Here is a 15,168-nt window from a genome sequence, read left to right as displayed (position 1 = left end):
AGAGTTTTGTTGCTTTTTACATGAAATGGGAAAGTTTATAGCTAAATTAGCTGTATCATTAAAAATGTAATATACATCTTGATCTTATGTAAAAATAGTCCCATTATAAGAAGCTCTATAATAAATGTTCTGATTATTATACGGGACTATAGTTTGGAGGATCGTCGAGCATAATGCCCGAAAAAGAATCAGAGGAGCCTTCGTGTGGTTGTGGGCGGTATAGGTTACCTTTCTGTTTTATGAATTTTATCAATAACTGTGTAGGGTTAAGGAGTACATTCCTTTCTTTGAATGCAGTCTTTCTGTGTTCAATGTTCTTTATCAATTGTGCGAATGAAAGCTCATGAATTTGTTTTATCAATCGTGCACGTTTAAGTGTTTAAAGGGTGAGCTATGATGGAGTGGATCGCTGATCCCCATGTGTGGTTTGGTTTGATCACGTTGATTTTTCTTGAAATTGTTTTAGGGATAGATAATCTCGTTTTTATTGCAATTTTAGCTGAAAAATTACCGCTGCATTTGCGTGATCGTGCACGCTTGATAGGCCTCACCTTAGCGTTAGCGATGCGGCTTTTCCTTCTCACGATTATTGGATGGGTGATGAATGTCGATACAATAATTTTTTCACTCTCATTTTTTGAATTTAGTTGGCATAGCCTTATTTTAATTGGGGGTGGAGTTTTTTTGTTGGCAAAGGCAACACTAGAATTACATGAAAGGTTAGAAGGAGTCCCGCACGAAAGAAAAGCAGGCATTGCGTATGCTGTTTTTTGGCAGGTAATTGTTCAAATAGTGGTGCTGGATGCTGTTTTTTCTCTCGATAGTATTATTACTGCAACAGGGATGATTGCAAAAGAGCAGGCAATAGTTATGTATATAGCTGTCATTGTTGCTATGGGGGTGATGATGTGTGGATCTGGTGTTCTTATGCGCTTCATTAATCGTCATTCCACCATTGTCATCCTTTGTCTTGGCTTTTTGATGATGATAGGCTTTACTCTTATTGTTGAGGGATTTGGCTTTCATATTCCAAAAGGGTATTTATATGCTGCTATTGGTTTTTCTGTTCTCATTGAGGCTTTTAATCAAATCGGACGTCGTAATCGTGAGAAAATGATTACAACAAATGATCTGCGTGGTCGAACAGCTGATGCTGTTTTGAGGCTTTTAGGAGGCGGAAACAAAGACGGTAATCTTGGTGAGACTGTAGATGTTATTGCTGAACAAGCCGCAGCTTCTGAGTTGTTTCGACCAGAAGAAAAGGAGATGATCCGTGGTGTTCTCGATTTGGCTGATCGTCCTGTTCGTTCTATTATGTCACCACGCAATGAGATTGAATGGTTGGATTTGAACAGCAATGAGAATGAAATGCGTGAAGAATTACAACAGGTTAAACATAGCCGCTTAATTCTGGCACGTGAAAAAGTGGATGAATTTGTTGGCGTTGCTTTGACAAAAGATCTTCTTTTGAACTTGGCTGAAGGAAAAAAAATCAATTGGAAAAAAGCTATGCGGGAACCCCTTGTCGTTCATGAAAATACAAGTGTTTTACGATTGATGGAGCAATTACGTCATTCTTCAATCCAGCTGGCAATTATTGTTGATGAACATGGATCTTTTGAAGGGATTGCAACACCAACAGATATTCTTGAAGCCATTGCAGGTGATTTTCCTGATGATGATGAAGAACCCATGATTGCAGAGAAGCTTGAAAATGGAAGTCTTCTTGTTGAAGGATATGCTGATATTCGCCGTTTAAGTGGTTATCTTGGGCGTAATCTTGTTGATGAGGCAGATCGTTATACGACTCTTGCTGGCTTTATGCTATGGCGGTTTGGCCATTTACCCAATGAGGGAGAAAGCTTTGAGGCTGATGGTTTGTGCTTTAAAGTTGTTGAAATGGATCGCCGAAATTTATCTAAAATCCTTATTTCTCCACTTATGTAACACAAAAAAACTCATTATTTTGAGTGTGTGAGATAAGTGAAAAAAGTTGAGTTGTCAATGAATCTTTAGCTTGGAAGAGAAAAGACTTCATATTAGATGAAGCCCTTTATTGATGATTTGTTTAGCGAAGAAGAAAATGGTGCAAAGTTATTTGTGAAACCATTTTTGCTTTCGTCAGGTTATCTTAAAAATTTTTGTTATTCTTTTCTATCATAAAAAGTTTTATAAAGGGCATTGCACTATAAGGAAGTAAACTCAATGTTGAAAATGGATTCAGGACTATAAAAGCGTGATTTTTTCATACAGAATTTATTGGATAGGTTTATTTGGACGGTTTGCTAAAGGAAATTCAAATATTAAACTATTTTTATGTATTTTGATCATGAAATTGGTATGAAAAAGAGAGGCTTCAAATCAATATAAAAAAATCAATTAAAGATAATGTTTATGTTGATTTACAAACAAGACAAGATCCAACAGGGTTATTGTTATTTATATGTCATAAAAATAAAGGCGTGATTTCTCTTTATTTAGGGGGTGTTTTGAAGATCCGTTTCCGATATTGTTGTGTTTCAAAAATTGCTACAACAAATAAAGAAATGATCAGTGGTATGATTAAATAAAGCATTCTAAATACAATAAGTGCTGCAACAACATCAGTTGGGTTTACACTGGGCATACCTGTTATGAATAAAGCTTCCAGAACACCAATTCCTCCGGCTGGGGCGTTGGAGAGAAGCGTTATAGTGAAAGATGCGAGAAAAACACCGAGCACAGAAATAAAATGAATATCTGTATTATGTGGGAGGACCGCGTATATAATCCCTACTGCTCCTAAAAGTTCTAGGGGGCTAATGAGGAGTTGTTGGATGACAATTTTTAATTGTGGGTAGGAAAGTTGAATTTTTTTACTCAAGCGGAGAGGTTTCAGTTGAAGCCAACTGCCAAAGGTATAAAGGGCTATACAGCCGAGCAGAATTATACCGATTGTTGTTCCAAGCCATTCAGGAAGGTTATCATGAATGAGTCTGATAATTTCAGGTTTTAAAATCAAAACAATTCCAAAAAGTAAGATTGTACCTATTACAAAGGTAAAAGAGCAAAAACCTACTAATATCGCGATTTCGGTTCCACTTAATCCTTTCATTCTATAGGCGCGATAGCGTACGACTGCACCAGAAAAAACTGAAGCACCAATATTGTGTGAAAGGGCATAGGTCGTAAACGAACAGAGTGCGATAAAAAACCAAGAAATTTTATGGCCCAGATGTTGCAAGGCAATTCGGTCATATCCCGCAAGAGCAGCATAAGCTAGAAGAGAACACGAACAGGCTAATAACCAATCTTGTGCATTTAAATGGCCCAAACGTTCCAATACATCATTAAAAGAAATAGCAGAAAGTTTTATATAAAGAATGCGGATAGATATCAGCATTGCTAAGATACCAATAAATGGCCATATAAATTGCTTTATTTTCACGCTTTGTTTATCCACTTTATGTTTTTTGTAAATTTATCACATGATTGTGCATATTTTTTACAGATCTTTGTTCTATGATATGTTCTATAATACTGTTAGCAATTTCTTCGTCATCAGTTACTACGACATTTGCACCTAAATCAATGAGATAAGTTGTTTCTACATCGGATAATGCATGTGTTACTATCTGAATATCTTTTTTCATATTACGGATATTCACTATACATTCTCCGACTTCAATGGTACTTCGCATCGTAACAACAACTTTGTATGCATCACTTATATTTGCTGCGTTCATCACTTCCTGTTGAATGATATTCCCACAAATCACTTCGAAGCCGTCTGCAATTGCTTTATCAGCGAGGCGTTTTGATTCTTCGACTATCACTACAGGTTCATTCTTTTTTATTAAAGATAATGCAATACATTTACCAATACGACCGTAGCCAACAATCACGATATGATTGGTTTTTAAGGTCATTTGTAAAGATTCTTGATCGGAATCTTGAGAATCAAGATCAATGATCGCTTGTGTATCTTGTAAATTTGTAGGCAATTTTTCTAGATGTTTTTTTATTTTATCACAGGCAATAAAAACAAGGGGATTGAGCAAAATAGAAAGAATCGCACCTCCAAGAATTAAATCATGGGCATCATTGTTTAAAAGTCCCAAGCTCAAACTTAAACCTGCAAGAATAAAAGAAAATTCTCCGATTTGAGCAAGGCTTGCAGAGATGGTTAAAGCTATTGCGTTAGAATAACGAAAAGCCTTAACGATAAAAAAGGCGGCAATAGATTTTCCTATTATGATAATGAAGAGCGTTGCTAAGAGAGGAAAAAAATGCGTTAATAGTTTTCCTGGATCAAATAACATCCCTACAGAAACGAAAAAAAGAACAGAAAATGCATCGCGTAGCGGTAAAGATTCCTCCGCTGCACGATGGCTTAATTCTGATTCACTCATAACCATACCGGCAAAAAAAGCACCAAGAGAAAGAGAAACTCCAAATAAATGGGCTGCTCCAAACGCTACTCCTAATGCAATAGCAAAGACACTAAGACGAAATAATTCGCGTGATCCTGATTGCGCACTCATTTTTAATAACCATGGGATAACACGTCGTCCAATAACGAGCATAAGTGCAATAAAGAGGATGACTTTCAATATGGTAAGACCAAAAATCCCCCAAATGCTTAAATCCAACCACTGAACAAGAGGATCAATTGCTTCCTTTTTTGTATTACTAAGGATATTTGCTAGTGATGGTATGAGGACAAGAATAAGGACCATCGCTAAGTCTTCAATAATCAACCACCCAACAGCAATGCGTCCTTTTTCTGTCTCAATAAGATGGCGTTCTTGTAAAGCGCGTAGTAAAATAACAGTACTGGCTATTGATAGAGCTAAACCGAAGACTAAGCTACCGCTGAAACCCCATCCCATCATTAAACCAAGGCATAAGCCCAGAAAAGTAGAAAATGCCATTTGTCCAATGGCAGCAGGGATAGCAATAGCTCTTACAGATAAAAGGTCTTTTAATGAAAAATGGAGTCCAACACCAAACATCAGCAAAATGACACCAATTTCAGCGAGTTGGTTGATAATAACGGAATCTATTCTAAAGCCGCCTGTATTTGGTCCTACAATCACACCGGCTAATAAGTATCCTACCAGTGGTGAAATACGCAAACGGCTAGCAATCATTCCTAGAAGAAAGGCTAAACATAAACCTGCAACAATAGTTGTAATCAGTGGTGTATCATGAAGCATGGATTATCTACGACTTTTTATCAAAAAATGAAACAATTGTGAGTTTTTTATGAGAAGAGAGGTGACCTGTTGTATAAGCATGGCATTTTCATTTTAGTTTAGTGTTTTATTTGTACGATTATTCCGTTTATGCCACCAATCTCCTAGCAGAAGCAAAATCGGAGCGGCAATAAAGATAGAGGATGATGTCGCAATAATGATCCCGAAGACCATGGGTATTGCAAAATTATGGACCGCACTTCCACCCCATATCGCCATCGGTAACATAGCAAGAACCGTCGTAGCCGATGTAAAGAGACAACGGATAAGAACTTGATTAATTGAAAGATCAATGAGTTCTCGCAACTGCATTTTTTTATAAAGACGCATATTTTCACGCATGCGATCATAGACAACAACTTTGTCGTTTATGGAATAACCGACAATTGTTAAAAGAGCAGCAATGGCCGTTAAATTGAAATCAAATTGGAATAAGGCAAAAAAACCAATCATTTTTGTCGTATCTAAGATAAGTGTTATAATTGCACCGACCGCGAAGAACCACTCGAAGCGCAACCATATGTAAAGAGACATGGCAATTGCGGCCAGAATAACAGCAGTAAAAGCAGCTGTAGCAAGCTCACCTGAAATTTTTGGACCAACAACTTCTATTTGATCGAATGTGGCATCTGGATAGATGTTTTGTACTGTTGTTTTGACTTTATCAATGGCGATGGTTTGTTGCGCTTCACTGCCACTTTGTTTCTGCATGCGAATCAATACAGTGTTTGCATTATCAATATTTTGTAAGGTAATTTCACCAATATTAAGGGTAGAAAGCTTAGAACGTAAGGTCGCTAAGTTTGCTGGTGTTTTTGTGGTAATACTCATTTGGCTTCCACCAATGAAATCAATTCCGAAATTTAAGCCAGGTTTTAAAAACAGAAAAATCGAAGCAAGTGATAAAACAATTGAGACGCCAATACCAATAAAGCGTGCCTTCATAAAACGGAAATTTGTATTTTTTTGGATAATATTGAAAAGAGAATGAAGATGCAGAGTTTTAATTTTCCATTTGCGGATTACCCAAACCATTATGATACGCACAATGGTGATATTTGTGAACATGGAGATGATAATACCAAGCAGCATTGTTACAGCAAAACCGCGAACAGGACCGGTGCCAAACCAAAACAGTAAAATAGTTGCAATAATTGCAGTAACATTGGCATCAACAATGGTTGCAAAAGCGTGTTTGAATCCACGATCTAAAGCTGCAAAGGCGCTAATGCCTTTTCGGCTTTCTTCACGAATACGCTCATTAATGAGAATATTGGCATCAACAGAAATACCGATACCTAAAATAATACCAGCAATACCGGGTAGGGTGAGAGTTGCACCTAGAAGACTGAGTGCAGCAAATGTTAAAATAGTATGGAGTGCAAGTGCTATATTCGCAATAAGTCCCCAAACTCTGTAGAGAAGAAAAATAAAAATTGTAACAAAACCGAAGCCGATTATGCCGGTATAAAGCCCCATTTGAATTGCGTCAGCACCAAGATTTGGGCCTACAGTTCTTTCTTCAATCACAGTGAGTGGGGCAGGTAAGGAACCAGCTCGCAGGAGGGCAGCGAGAGTTGAGGCTTCTTTGGGATCAAAGTTCCCTGTAATTTGACCTTGCCCGTTGGGAATAACGCTATTGATAGTAGGAGCGGTCAAAACTTTGTTATCGAGAACGATTGCAAAAGGACGGTTAATATTTTGTCGTGTTATTTCCGCAAATGTTTTTGCGCCAGCGGAATTCAGAGTGAATGAAATAATAGAACGTCCTGGCATTTGTGGGTCAAAACCTGCGCGGGCATCTTTCAGGACATTTCCATCTAAGGCGATTTGATCATAAATTGCGTAGTGTTGTGTCTGATCTGTATATCCGGGGAGAATTGAAACACCTACAGGAGGGTTATTTATATCCACATTGGAAGGGACGAGATGAAAGCTCATCTTTGCGGTTGTTCCTAAAAGATCACGCAGCTGCTTTGGATCTTGTAAGCCTGGCAATTGAACCATAATACGATCGGTTCCTACCTTTTGGATGGCTGGTTCAGTAACACCAACTTGATCTATACGGCGACGAATAATTTCTAAGCTTTGTTCAATAGCATTGCTCATACGATCCTTGATACCAGCTTCACTTAATATGACACGGATAGTCTCATTTTGAGCACTAATAGTGATATCATCGGCTGTAGCACCAAAGCTACTGTGTATGGGGGTTATCAATGTCTTCAAAGCAGAGAGTGCTTTTTCAATTTGTAACGGATCAGAAACAAGTACAACCACGCTATCTTCGGTAATACGGACACTTGATGTAGGGATTTGTTTTTCACGTAGTGTGTTCCGTACGTTTGCTAAAATTACGTGTAATTGGTCGCGTTTTAATGTTTTGCTATCAACCTCGAGGAGGAGAGAAGAGCCTCCTTGAAGATCAAGCCCAAGTGTTACACGGGTATCGGTTAAAAATCGTGAATTTTTTACCTGTTCTTGCGAGAATAAATTGGGCAAGGCAACATAAATGCTGCTTAAAAGAATCAGACAATAGAGAGTAGTCAACCAACTGGGTGTACGCATGATATATTCCGCTAATAGGCAATTTGTAAGAGTTGTTAATTAAAGGTCGTGGTGAGATAAGATGATAGTTTCATAATTCAAGCAAGAGGAGGAGCACGTTTATTTAAAAAATATTGTGTTTTAAGGTTTCTAAGTTGTGTACAAATAACGACAATTATTATCAAAAAGAGATTCAATGTTAGGATATTTTGAGAAGTCTTGTTAGGAAAAACAGGATCGAGATAAAATGTTGCAAACTTTTTAGTTTCAGTTGTATTAACGTTCAATTGGCTACGCTTATTTTGTGGATGAAGGTTATTCTTTTTAACTATATTATTTGCTTGGGGTTGTTTTATTAAATAAGCACGTGTTTCTAAGCTGCTTGTTAACAATAGGCAGAATCCTGACAGAAGAAGCCAGATCGTAAAGGGAAGAAAATTTTCTTTTTTGCAATAGGGGTGCAAAAAAAGCATGTTAGAGTACCTTCTTTAATTTTGTTATGTTCACAGTTACGATTATCCTTTCTCCTCTTATCAGTATTATAGGATAAGGGGAAGATTATAAATTATTCTACAAAAGTTGAAAATATTTGTTCTATGCCATATTGTTAACAGGAGGGGGCAGATTCCTCTTTGGTACATCTAAGGCAGATATGTATTCATTTTTTAGAAAAAAAATACGCATACTTTTCTTTGTTACTTCGATTATAGTTATCTTTAGCTCTTGTGTATGGGGAGATATTGGGTCACAAAATGCAATTGTTGAACAGGCAGTTACTTCTCAGTTAATTGATAAAATTATTCAACAACAACAGCTTGTTATTAAGAATCTTGAACAAAATACAGAAACTTTAAAAAAAGATTTTGAAAATAAATTAGAAGATGAGCATGCTTTAGCAGAAGTGCGTTATCGTGCACGAGATATCAGTCAGCGTGCTATAGAAGAGGCATTTGTTTTGCGTGCCCCTCTTAATGATATTAATGCACTTCTTGATCAATTAACAGAACTTCATGGTGGTTTAGAAAACTCGAAAAAAATAGCTAAAGAGTATGCTTGCTTGTTGGAGAAAAAAGCTGAAATTAACAGCATAGTGCTTCGATTCGAAGCAATATTTTTGGCTACAAATAGAATATCTGAACTTGCTATTTCTCAATCTCGAGAGCTTTTTAAACGCACACTTACACACAGGCTTGAGTTTTCAATTCCAATGCTCAAACATTTTTTTGAGAAAACAAAAGAAGCTTCGTCTGATTTTCTTTTTCTTTTGAGTTCTTGGATAAGTTTCGTTTTTTATTTCAAATTGTTACAGCTGTTTCTTTCCTTTTTTATTCCACTTTTTACTGCTTTAGGACTCTCTTATTTTTCTCGTAAAGCTCTTGCATATGTGTATGATCACTTTGCTAAAAGTAATGAGGAGATATCTTATTTACAGCGCTTATTAGTCGCTTTTATTTCAATTCTCTTACCTTTGCTTGTCTGTGTTTTTTGCGTTTGTCTTGTATTATTTTTATCTCGTAGTTTTAATTTGGAGCTAGGGAAGCTCACAGCAGTATTTGATACGATAGGCTATCAAATTATCTTAGTTTTTTTGATAAATCGTTTAGCAGTTGTTCTGTTATCATCGAATATAACCCCTATGCATCTTTTCAACATTGCTCCGTCGGTTGCACATCAATTGGTGATTTTGCTTACTTTTTTAGGTGGAATTTTAGCATTTGATGCTGTTTTCGATAGTATTTATCAAATAATTTCGGCTTCTCTTTTTTTAACAATCGCAAAAAGTTTTATTGCTGTTTTCCTTGTAGCGCTTCTGCTGTTTATAATCTCTTTTGTACCTTTACGTTTCAAGCGTAAGCATTTGCAAAATGAAGAAGAAAAACAATACTTTTGGCCATTTTATATACGCATTGCCTTCATTTTATTAGGATTGTTGCTGATTATAATGGATTTTTTAGGTTATGTTGGCTTAGCGCGTTTTCTGATGCAGCAAATTATAATTGGGGGCACATTTATAGTTTTAATGTATTTAGGGATAAAAAGTACGCAAGTACTTGGAAAAAAAGGACAATTTGTAAAAACAAGCGTTGGTCATGCTTTGATGCAATGGCTCCATTTAGAAGAAAAAACGATGGATCAATTAGGGAGTATTCTGAGTATTTTCCTTAATTTATTTGTTATCGTATTTTGTGCAATGCCCATTGCTGTACAATTTGGATTTTCTTACTCTGATTTGAGAGCGGTACTGTGGCAGTTGATGACCGGTTTTCAAATTGGAAATGTTTCTATTTCTTTGATTTCTATTATTACAGGAATCGTTGTTTTTTTCGCTTGTTTTTTTGTCATTCGTCAATTTATCGGTTGGTTAGATAGCACGATATTATCACATGGTGAATTTGATTCTGGTGTGCGTAATTCTATCAAAACAATTATAAGTTATAGTGGTATTGTTCTTTCTGCTTTGATTGGATTGTCGATGGCAGGTTTGGATCTTAGAAATTTTGCTCTTATTGCAGGTGGGCTTTCGCTTGGTATAGGTTTCGGTTTGCAGAATATCGTTCAAAATTTCGTATCTGGGCTTATTATTTTGATTGGAAGACCCTTTAAACTGGGGGATTATGTGGAATCTGGATCAGTAGGTGGTATTGTTAAACGGATCAGTGTACGTGCAACAGAACTTGAAACACTTCAGCGTAAGACAATTATTATTCCTAATTCAACTCTCATCAATAATAATGTTAGTAATTGGACACGACGGAGTAAAATGGGACGGATTGATATTCCAATTACTGTTTCTTCCAATGTCACTCCAGAACGTGTTGTTGAAATTTTGCTAGAAATTGCTTCTGCAACAGAAGGGGTTTTAAAAAATCCTGCGCCGCAGGTTAGTTTTACTGCATTTGATAGTAAGAAATTTTCATTTAATTTGGCTATTTATGTGCCTAATATCACCTCACCTTCTAAGGTGACAAATGCTCTTCATTTTATATTATATAAACGTTTCGTTGAAGAGGGAATCCTAGAATGTTAAAATATGTTTGCATTTGTATTGCAGTTGCTCTGTTGGATATTTGGGCTCTTACAACTTTTGCAGCAACCGTCAAGAATGCCGATTTAAAGGTACATTCTCTCATCATTGTGGAAGGCAGTATACCCTTAAATCTCTCGTTGCGTACTAATCAAACTGCTACGATTTGCATGAAAGGGTGTTTTATTACCTTTCCTAATAAAGACAGGTTCGTAGTTAAGCCAGAGGATAATATAGAAATCAGTCACGATAGAGCGATTTTTAAATAAAGCCGTTTCGATTTCTCTTATGAGATAAAATTTGAAGAATGATGATGCTATTTGTTTAGTTATTGAGAAATATTATAATTAAAAAGTTCTCAGTCAAAGCTGTAATCTTAGTATGAGATTTTACATTGAATAAATAACATGGGTAGCCTTTTTTACGTGAAGAATCAAAAATATGTATTTTAAGTGTGATAATTTTTAAAAAATTGCTCAAATAAATAACTGAAATAAAATCATTTCTTTTATGCAATACCAAATGTATTTTTAAATCTCTTTATGGCAAGGTTTGATAACTAGCAATGTGCCGATAATTTTCGGCATTATTGCAGATGGTGGCTGCGAAAAACAGGCCGTTGAATAAACTGATTTTGGAATTTTGATACAATCTTTTAAATAAGAAGAGTATTATATTTTATTTTTTAAGTAAAACATAACAGATTAAAATATAAAAGATGATATTTGATAAAATTAGATATAAAAGTATTGATTAAAGCTTAAAATTGAGTAAAAATGTTTGCTGAATTAGGTTTTGATGTAACTATAGAGGAGTATATGTGATTTTGCAGCATAAGATTTGATAGCGCTTTGTTTTTACTGAATGTGATTTTTTATTATATTTATAATAGCAATGGGGTATAATTTTATGAATACAAAATTTCTAACAGCATCCATTTTTACTTTGGTTTCAACTTCTATGGTACAGGCAGCAGATGTTGTTGTTCCTGAACAGCCAGAACATGTTGCTTCACCAGTTGTTGTTTCTCCACCTTTTTCTTGGGGCGGTTTTTATTTCGGAGGCCAAGTTGGTGGTTTTTCGAGCAAAGTCTCTGCTATAGTGCCTGATGTTAATATTCCTCTCTATCCTGATGATGATAGTAGAAAGAAGGAATGGGTACCCGTGGCAAAGCAATATATGCCTAAACTTTCTGGTTTTTTAGGTGGGATTTATGCTGGTGCTAATTTCGATCTTGGTAATAATTTTATTTTGGGAATTGATACCGATATATTTTTTACGAGTCGAGACAATAAGAAAAGTCATTTTGAGACTGAAGAAGATAACGGAAGTGAGGTTATAGAGAGTGGGAGTGAAAATGGAGATAGCACAAATGGCTCGAAAGAAAAAGGCCTTATGATGCGAGTTAAAGCAAGAACCGACGAAGGTGCAGAAACAAGGAAAAGCAGTCTGACTTTCACTCATACTTTAAAACAAAAATGGACTGGTGCCACACGAGCGCGCATTGGTTTTACTGTTGATCGTATTATGCCTTATATCTCTGGTGGTGTCGCTTATGGTGAGTTTCAGGATATTATGTCGACATTAATTACAGGAGAGGAGCCCTTTAATAAAACATCAGATGTTACAAAAACTATGATTGGTTATACTCTTGGTGGTGGCATTGATGTTGCAATGACAGATAATGTCATTGTCCGTGCGGAATATCGTTACTCGGATTTTGGTAAAAAGAAATTCGGTGATGAAATTGAACTTAAATATAAAACGAATGACTTTCGTGTTGGAATAGCTTACAAATTCTAATTTTTGTAAGATTAAATTGATGGAAAAGGTCCTATCCTTGATAGGGCCTTTTTTTCGCTGTTTTGTAGAATGTTACCCTTTTTATGGAAAGAAAGGATTTAACTTTTAGTTATCTAGATTTTTAATATTGTGATAAGGTGATAAATAGCTTAAAAGATCTTTTTAGTATGAAAATTTAGTGAAGATCATTAGCGCTGCTAAGCGTAATAAAAGAAGTTATGATTCGTAATTAAAAGAGTTATTATAATACTGTTTTGTTAGCATTAGATGCTCTTAAATGCGGTTTAATTTGTCATTCTCTACAAGCTATTAATAAGGAAAATCTAAATGTTATGGTGCGGACGGCTGCACCATTTGTGCACCGATTTTTTCTTGTCTTAGAACTCTCTATAATATCACCTGATAGCGCGGTTTCTCTTTTTTATATTTAATAAATAATTGTTTTTATTTTATTTATTTAATTGCCTTTTATATATAATCTTGGTACCAGATGAAAGCGTTCCAATCGCGTTCCAAAAGGTGGTTCGAAGAATAAGAACACGTGATAGACTATCTGTCTTATCTGTAAAAAATCTATCTAAAGGTAAATATGCTGATGGAGCTGGTTTATGGCTCATCAAAACTGCACCAGATCAAGGACGATGGGTTTTTAGGTTTGATCTTAATAAAAGACGACGAGAAATGGGATTAGGCTCTTGTAGCAATGTATCTTTAAAAGAAGCACGGTTCAAGGCTACAGCTTGGCGTGATCTTTTGGATCAAGGAATTGATCCAATTCGCCAAAAACAAAAAGAAAATTTGCGTCGAGCAGGAGGTGGTATTTCTTTACGAGAAATTGCCTCCGGTACTTTTGAAGCGAAAAAAAACGAATTGAAAAATGAAGGGAAAGCAGCAAGGTGGTTAACACCTCTTGAGTTACATGTTTTTCCTAAACTTGGTGATATGTCAATCACTGAACTGACGCAAGTTGATATAAAAGAATGCATTTCTCCCATTTGGAAGACAAAAAACGAAACAGCAAGTAAAGCTCTATCCCGCTTGAATATAGCTATAAAACATGCGGCAGCACTTGGTATAGATGTGGATATGCAATTAATACCAAAAGCAAAAGCTTTATTAGGAAAGTTTATTCAAAATACCCAAAATATTCCAGCAATGCCATGGAAAGAAGTGCCTAAGTTTTTTCAATCTTTAAATGATGAGCTTGTATCAAACTTAGCCTTAAAACTTCTTATTTTGACGGGTGTTCGTTCTATGCCAATCAGGCATATTCGGTTAGAAGAGATTTATGAATCAATATGGATTATCCCCAAAGAAAATATGAAGGGGATTGTTGGAAAGGTTTCGGACTTTCGTGTGCCACTTACAGCTGAAGCGCTTGCTGTTATTGAAAAAGCAAAAAAAAATGGTTTTTTATTTTCTGGGAGTTTTGGAAAGCCTATATCTGATGCAACGCTTTCTAAATTCATGAAAGACAAAGGCTTTGATTATAGACCTCATGGTTTTAGATCGAATCTTCGTGACTGGATAGCGGAGACAACATCAACACCATTTGAAATTGCAGAATCTGTTCTTGCGCATTCAGTTGGTAATTCAGTGACGAAAGCTTACATGCGAACAGATTTCTTAGAACAACGTCGTATCCTCTTAGAACAATGGGCGTCTTTTATATCAGGAACATCTTTACCAAATATTCTAAACCGTTAAGCCTAAAATATAATTGCTGTCACTCTATCATAATGGCATCCCTAGAGCTTCAAAGAAGCGTTGCTTTCTTTTTTCGGTATCAGCATGAGTTTGTCAAATGAAATAACCTCTATATAAGACTCTAGCCTCTTCCTTTCTCTCCGCCTCTCAATCTTTAACTATAAATAACTTATTGGTTTTCCATATGTTTTTTAAAGGTGCGGGATACGTGAATAAAGGTTAGGGAATAGGATTTTCTAACATTCCTCCGCAACACGAACATTTTTTGGCTTTTCTCTTCTCTAATCGTTTCTAATATTCCTTTGAAGGATTATAAATCCTGTTGTGAAAAAACCTTTAAAAGTCTCATAAACATACCAACAGTTTCACGACACAATGGATCAGAAGATTTGATGGTAAAACTACCACGACAAGAATCCGCTTCTCTCCTTAAACGGGCGCCTGTTTCTTGATCTAAAGCATAAAGCTCTATGCTCTTTTCTTCCATGCCAGCAGGTACAGATTTTTTACCAATTTCTACAGATGATAAAAATGGAATAGAGACCTCTAATTTCTCTGCCATATCTAAAAGGCGTTCAGAGTGATCAATGCGAAGTTTGCGTAAGGTTTTACCAAAGGGTGTAATCATCTAAAAAATCCTATGAAACAAATGAACATTCACCCTGATTCTAGAATATTTGAAAACTATTTCTCTCAATTATTGGGAAAGATTTCTTTTCTAAGGGAATCTATTTTAAGAGAGATGTGGATGAACTAATTCTTTGAAAACCACTGTTTTAAATGGGCAAAGACACTGTCTATTGCATCCATAAGCCGAGCAAAGTCAAGGATGAGTAAAAAGAGAAAAAG

Annotated in this window: 9 protein-coding genes; 5 read left to right on the top strand and 4 right to left on the bottom strand. The window is 35.9% G+C overall.

What is annotated here, in order from left to right; all coding sequences use genetic code 11:
* Positions 1-393: 393 nt before the first annotated feature.
* Positions 394-1,947, top strand: coding sequence for a TerC family protein (locus AC0QT4_RS02970; RefSeq protein ID WP_473200246.1), 1,554 nt, complete (start codon positions 394-396; stop codon positions 1,945-1,947).
* A 526-nt stretch (positions 1,948-2,473) separates the two neighbouring features.
* Here AC0QT4_RS02970 and AC0QT4_RS02965 read toward each other — a convergent pair.
* The 3 genes from AC0QT4_RS02965 to secD all read right to left on the bottom strand — a co-directional run bounded on the left by AC0QT4_RS02965 (position 2,474) and on the right by secD (position 7,805).
* On the bottom strand, positions 2,474-3,427 hold the full coding sequence (locus AC0QT4_RS02965; protein ID WP_473200245.1) for a lysylphosphatidylglycerol synthase transmembrane domain-containing protein: 954 nt from the start codon (positions 3,425-3,427) through the stop codon (positions 2,474-2,476).
* Between the two features lie 16 nt (positions 3,428-3,443).
* On the bottom strand, positions 3,444-5,198 hold the full coding sequence (locus tag AC0QT4_RS02960) for a cation:proton antiporter domain-containing protein (RefSeq protein WP_473200244.1): 1,755 nt from the start codon (positions 5,196-5,198) through the stop codon (positions 3,444-3,446).
* Positions 5,199-5,291: 93 nt separating this feature from the next.
* Positions 5,292-7,805: a protein translocase subunit SecD gene (secD, locus tag AC0QT4_RS02955; RefSeq protein WP_473200243.1), complete on the bottom strand. Its 2,514-nt coding sequence runs from the start codon at positions 7,803-7,805 to the stop codon at positions 5,292-5,294.
* Between the two features lie 631 nt (positions 7,806-8,436).
* Between secD and AC0QT4_RS02950 the strand changes: the two genes are divergently transcribed.
* From AC0QT4_RS02950 to AC0QT4_RS02935, 4 genes are all read left to right on the top strand, one after another.
* Complete coding sequence (locus AC0QT4_RS02950) at positions 8,437-10,812, top strand: mechanosensitive ion channel domain-containing protein (protein ID WP_473200242.1); 2,376 nt, start codon at positions 8,437-8,439, stop codon at positions 10,810-10,812.
* Positions 10,806-11,078 (top strand): hypothetical protein, encoded by a 273-nt coding sequence (locus AC0QT4_RS02945; RefSeq protein WP_473200241.1) that lies wholly within the window; start codon positions 10,806-10,808, stop codon positions 11,076-11,078. The genes AC0QT4_RS02950 and AC0QT4_RS02945 overlap by 7 nt, the downstream gene beginning before the upstream one ends.
* A gap of 640 nt (positions 11,079-11,718) precedes the next feature.
* Positions 11,719-12,612, top strand: coding sequence for a porin (locus AC0QT4_RS02940; protein WP_473200240.1), 894 nt, complete (start codon positions 11,719-11,721; stop codon positions 12,610-12,612).
* A gap of 519 nt (positions 12,613-13,131) precedes the next feature.
* Complete coding sequence (locus AC0QT4_RS02935) at positions 13,132-14,319, top strand: tyrosine-type recombinase/integrase (protein ID WP_473200239.1); 1,188 nt, start codon at positions 13,132-13,134, stop codon at positions 14,317-14,319.
* Between the two features lie 310 nt (positions 14,320-14,629).
* On the opposite strand, the gene AC0QT4_RS02930 is transcribed toward AC0QT4_RS02935, so the two are convergent.
* On the bottom strand, positions 14,630-14,947 hold the full coding sequence (locus AC0QT4_RS02930) for an XRE family transcriptional regulator (protein WP_473200238.1): 318 nt from the start codon (positions 14,945-14,947) through the stop codon (positions 14,630-14,632).
* Between the last annotated feature and the right edge of the window lie 221 nt (positions 14,948-15,168).

The sequence above is a fragment of the Bartonella sp. EBT8 genome, assembly GCF_055796165.1.
The sequence above is the reverse complement of the archived record's forward strand: the minus strand, read 5'-3'. Positions and strand labels throughout refer to the sequence as shown.

Bases quoted from the DNA above. Each gene is read 5' to 3' on its own strand.
- AC0QT4_RS02970 (WP_473200246.1), top strand. From the start codon at position 394: ATGATGGAGTGGATCGCTGATCCCCATGTGTGGTTTGGTTTGATCACG.
- AC0QT4_RS02960 (WP_473200244.1), bottom strand. From the start codon at position 5,198: ATGCTTCATGATACACCACTGATTACAACTATTGTTGCAGGTTTATGT.
- secD (WP_473200243.1), bottom strand. From the start codon at position 7,805: ATGCGTACACCCAGTTGGTTGACTACTCTCTATTGTCTGATTCTTTTA.
- AC0QT4_RS02950 (WP_473200242.1), top strand. From the start codon at position 8,437: ATGTATTCATTTTTTAGAAAAAAAATACGCATACTTTTCTTTGTTACT.
- AC0QT4_RS02945 (WP_473200241.1), top strand. From the start codon at position 10,806: ATGTTAAAATATGTTTGCATTTGTATTGCAGTTGCTCTGTTGGATATT.
- AC0QT4_RS02940 (WP_473200240.1), top strand. From the start codon at position 11,719: ATGAATACAAAATTTCTAACAGCATCCATTTTTACTTTGGTTTCAACT.
- AC0QT4_RS02930 (WP_473200238.1), bottom strand. From the start codon at position 14,947: ATGATTACACCCTTTGGTAAAACCTTACGCAAACTTCGCATTGATCAC.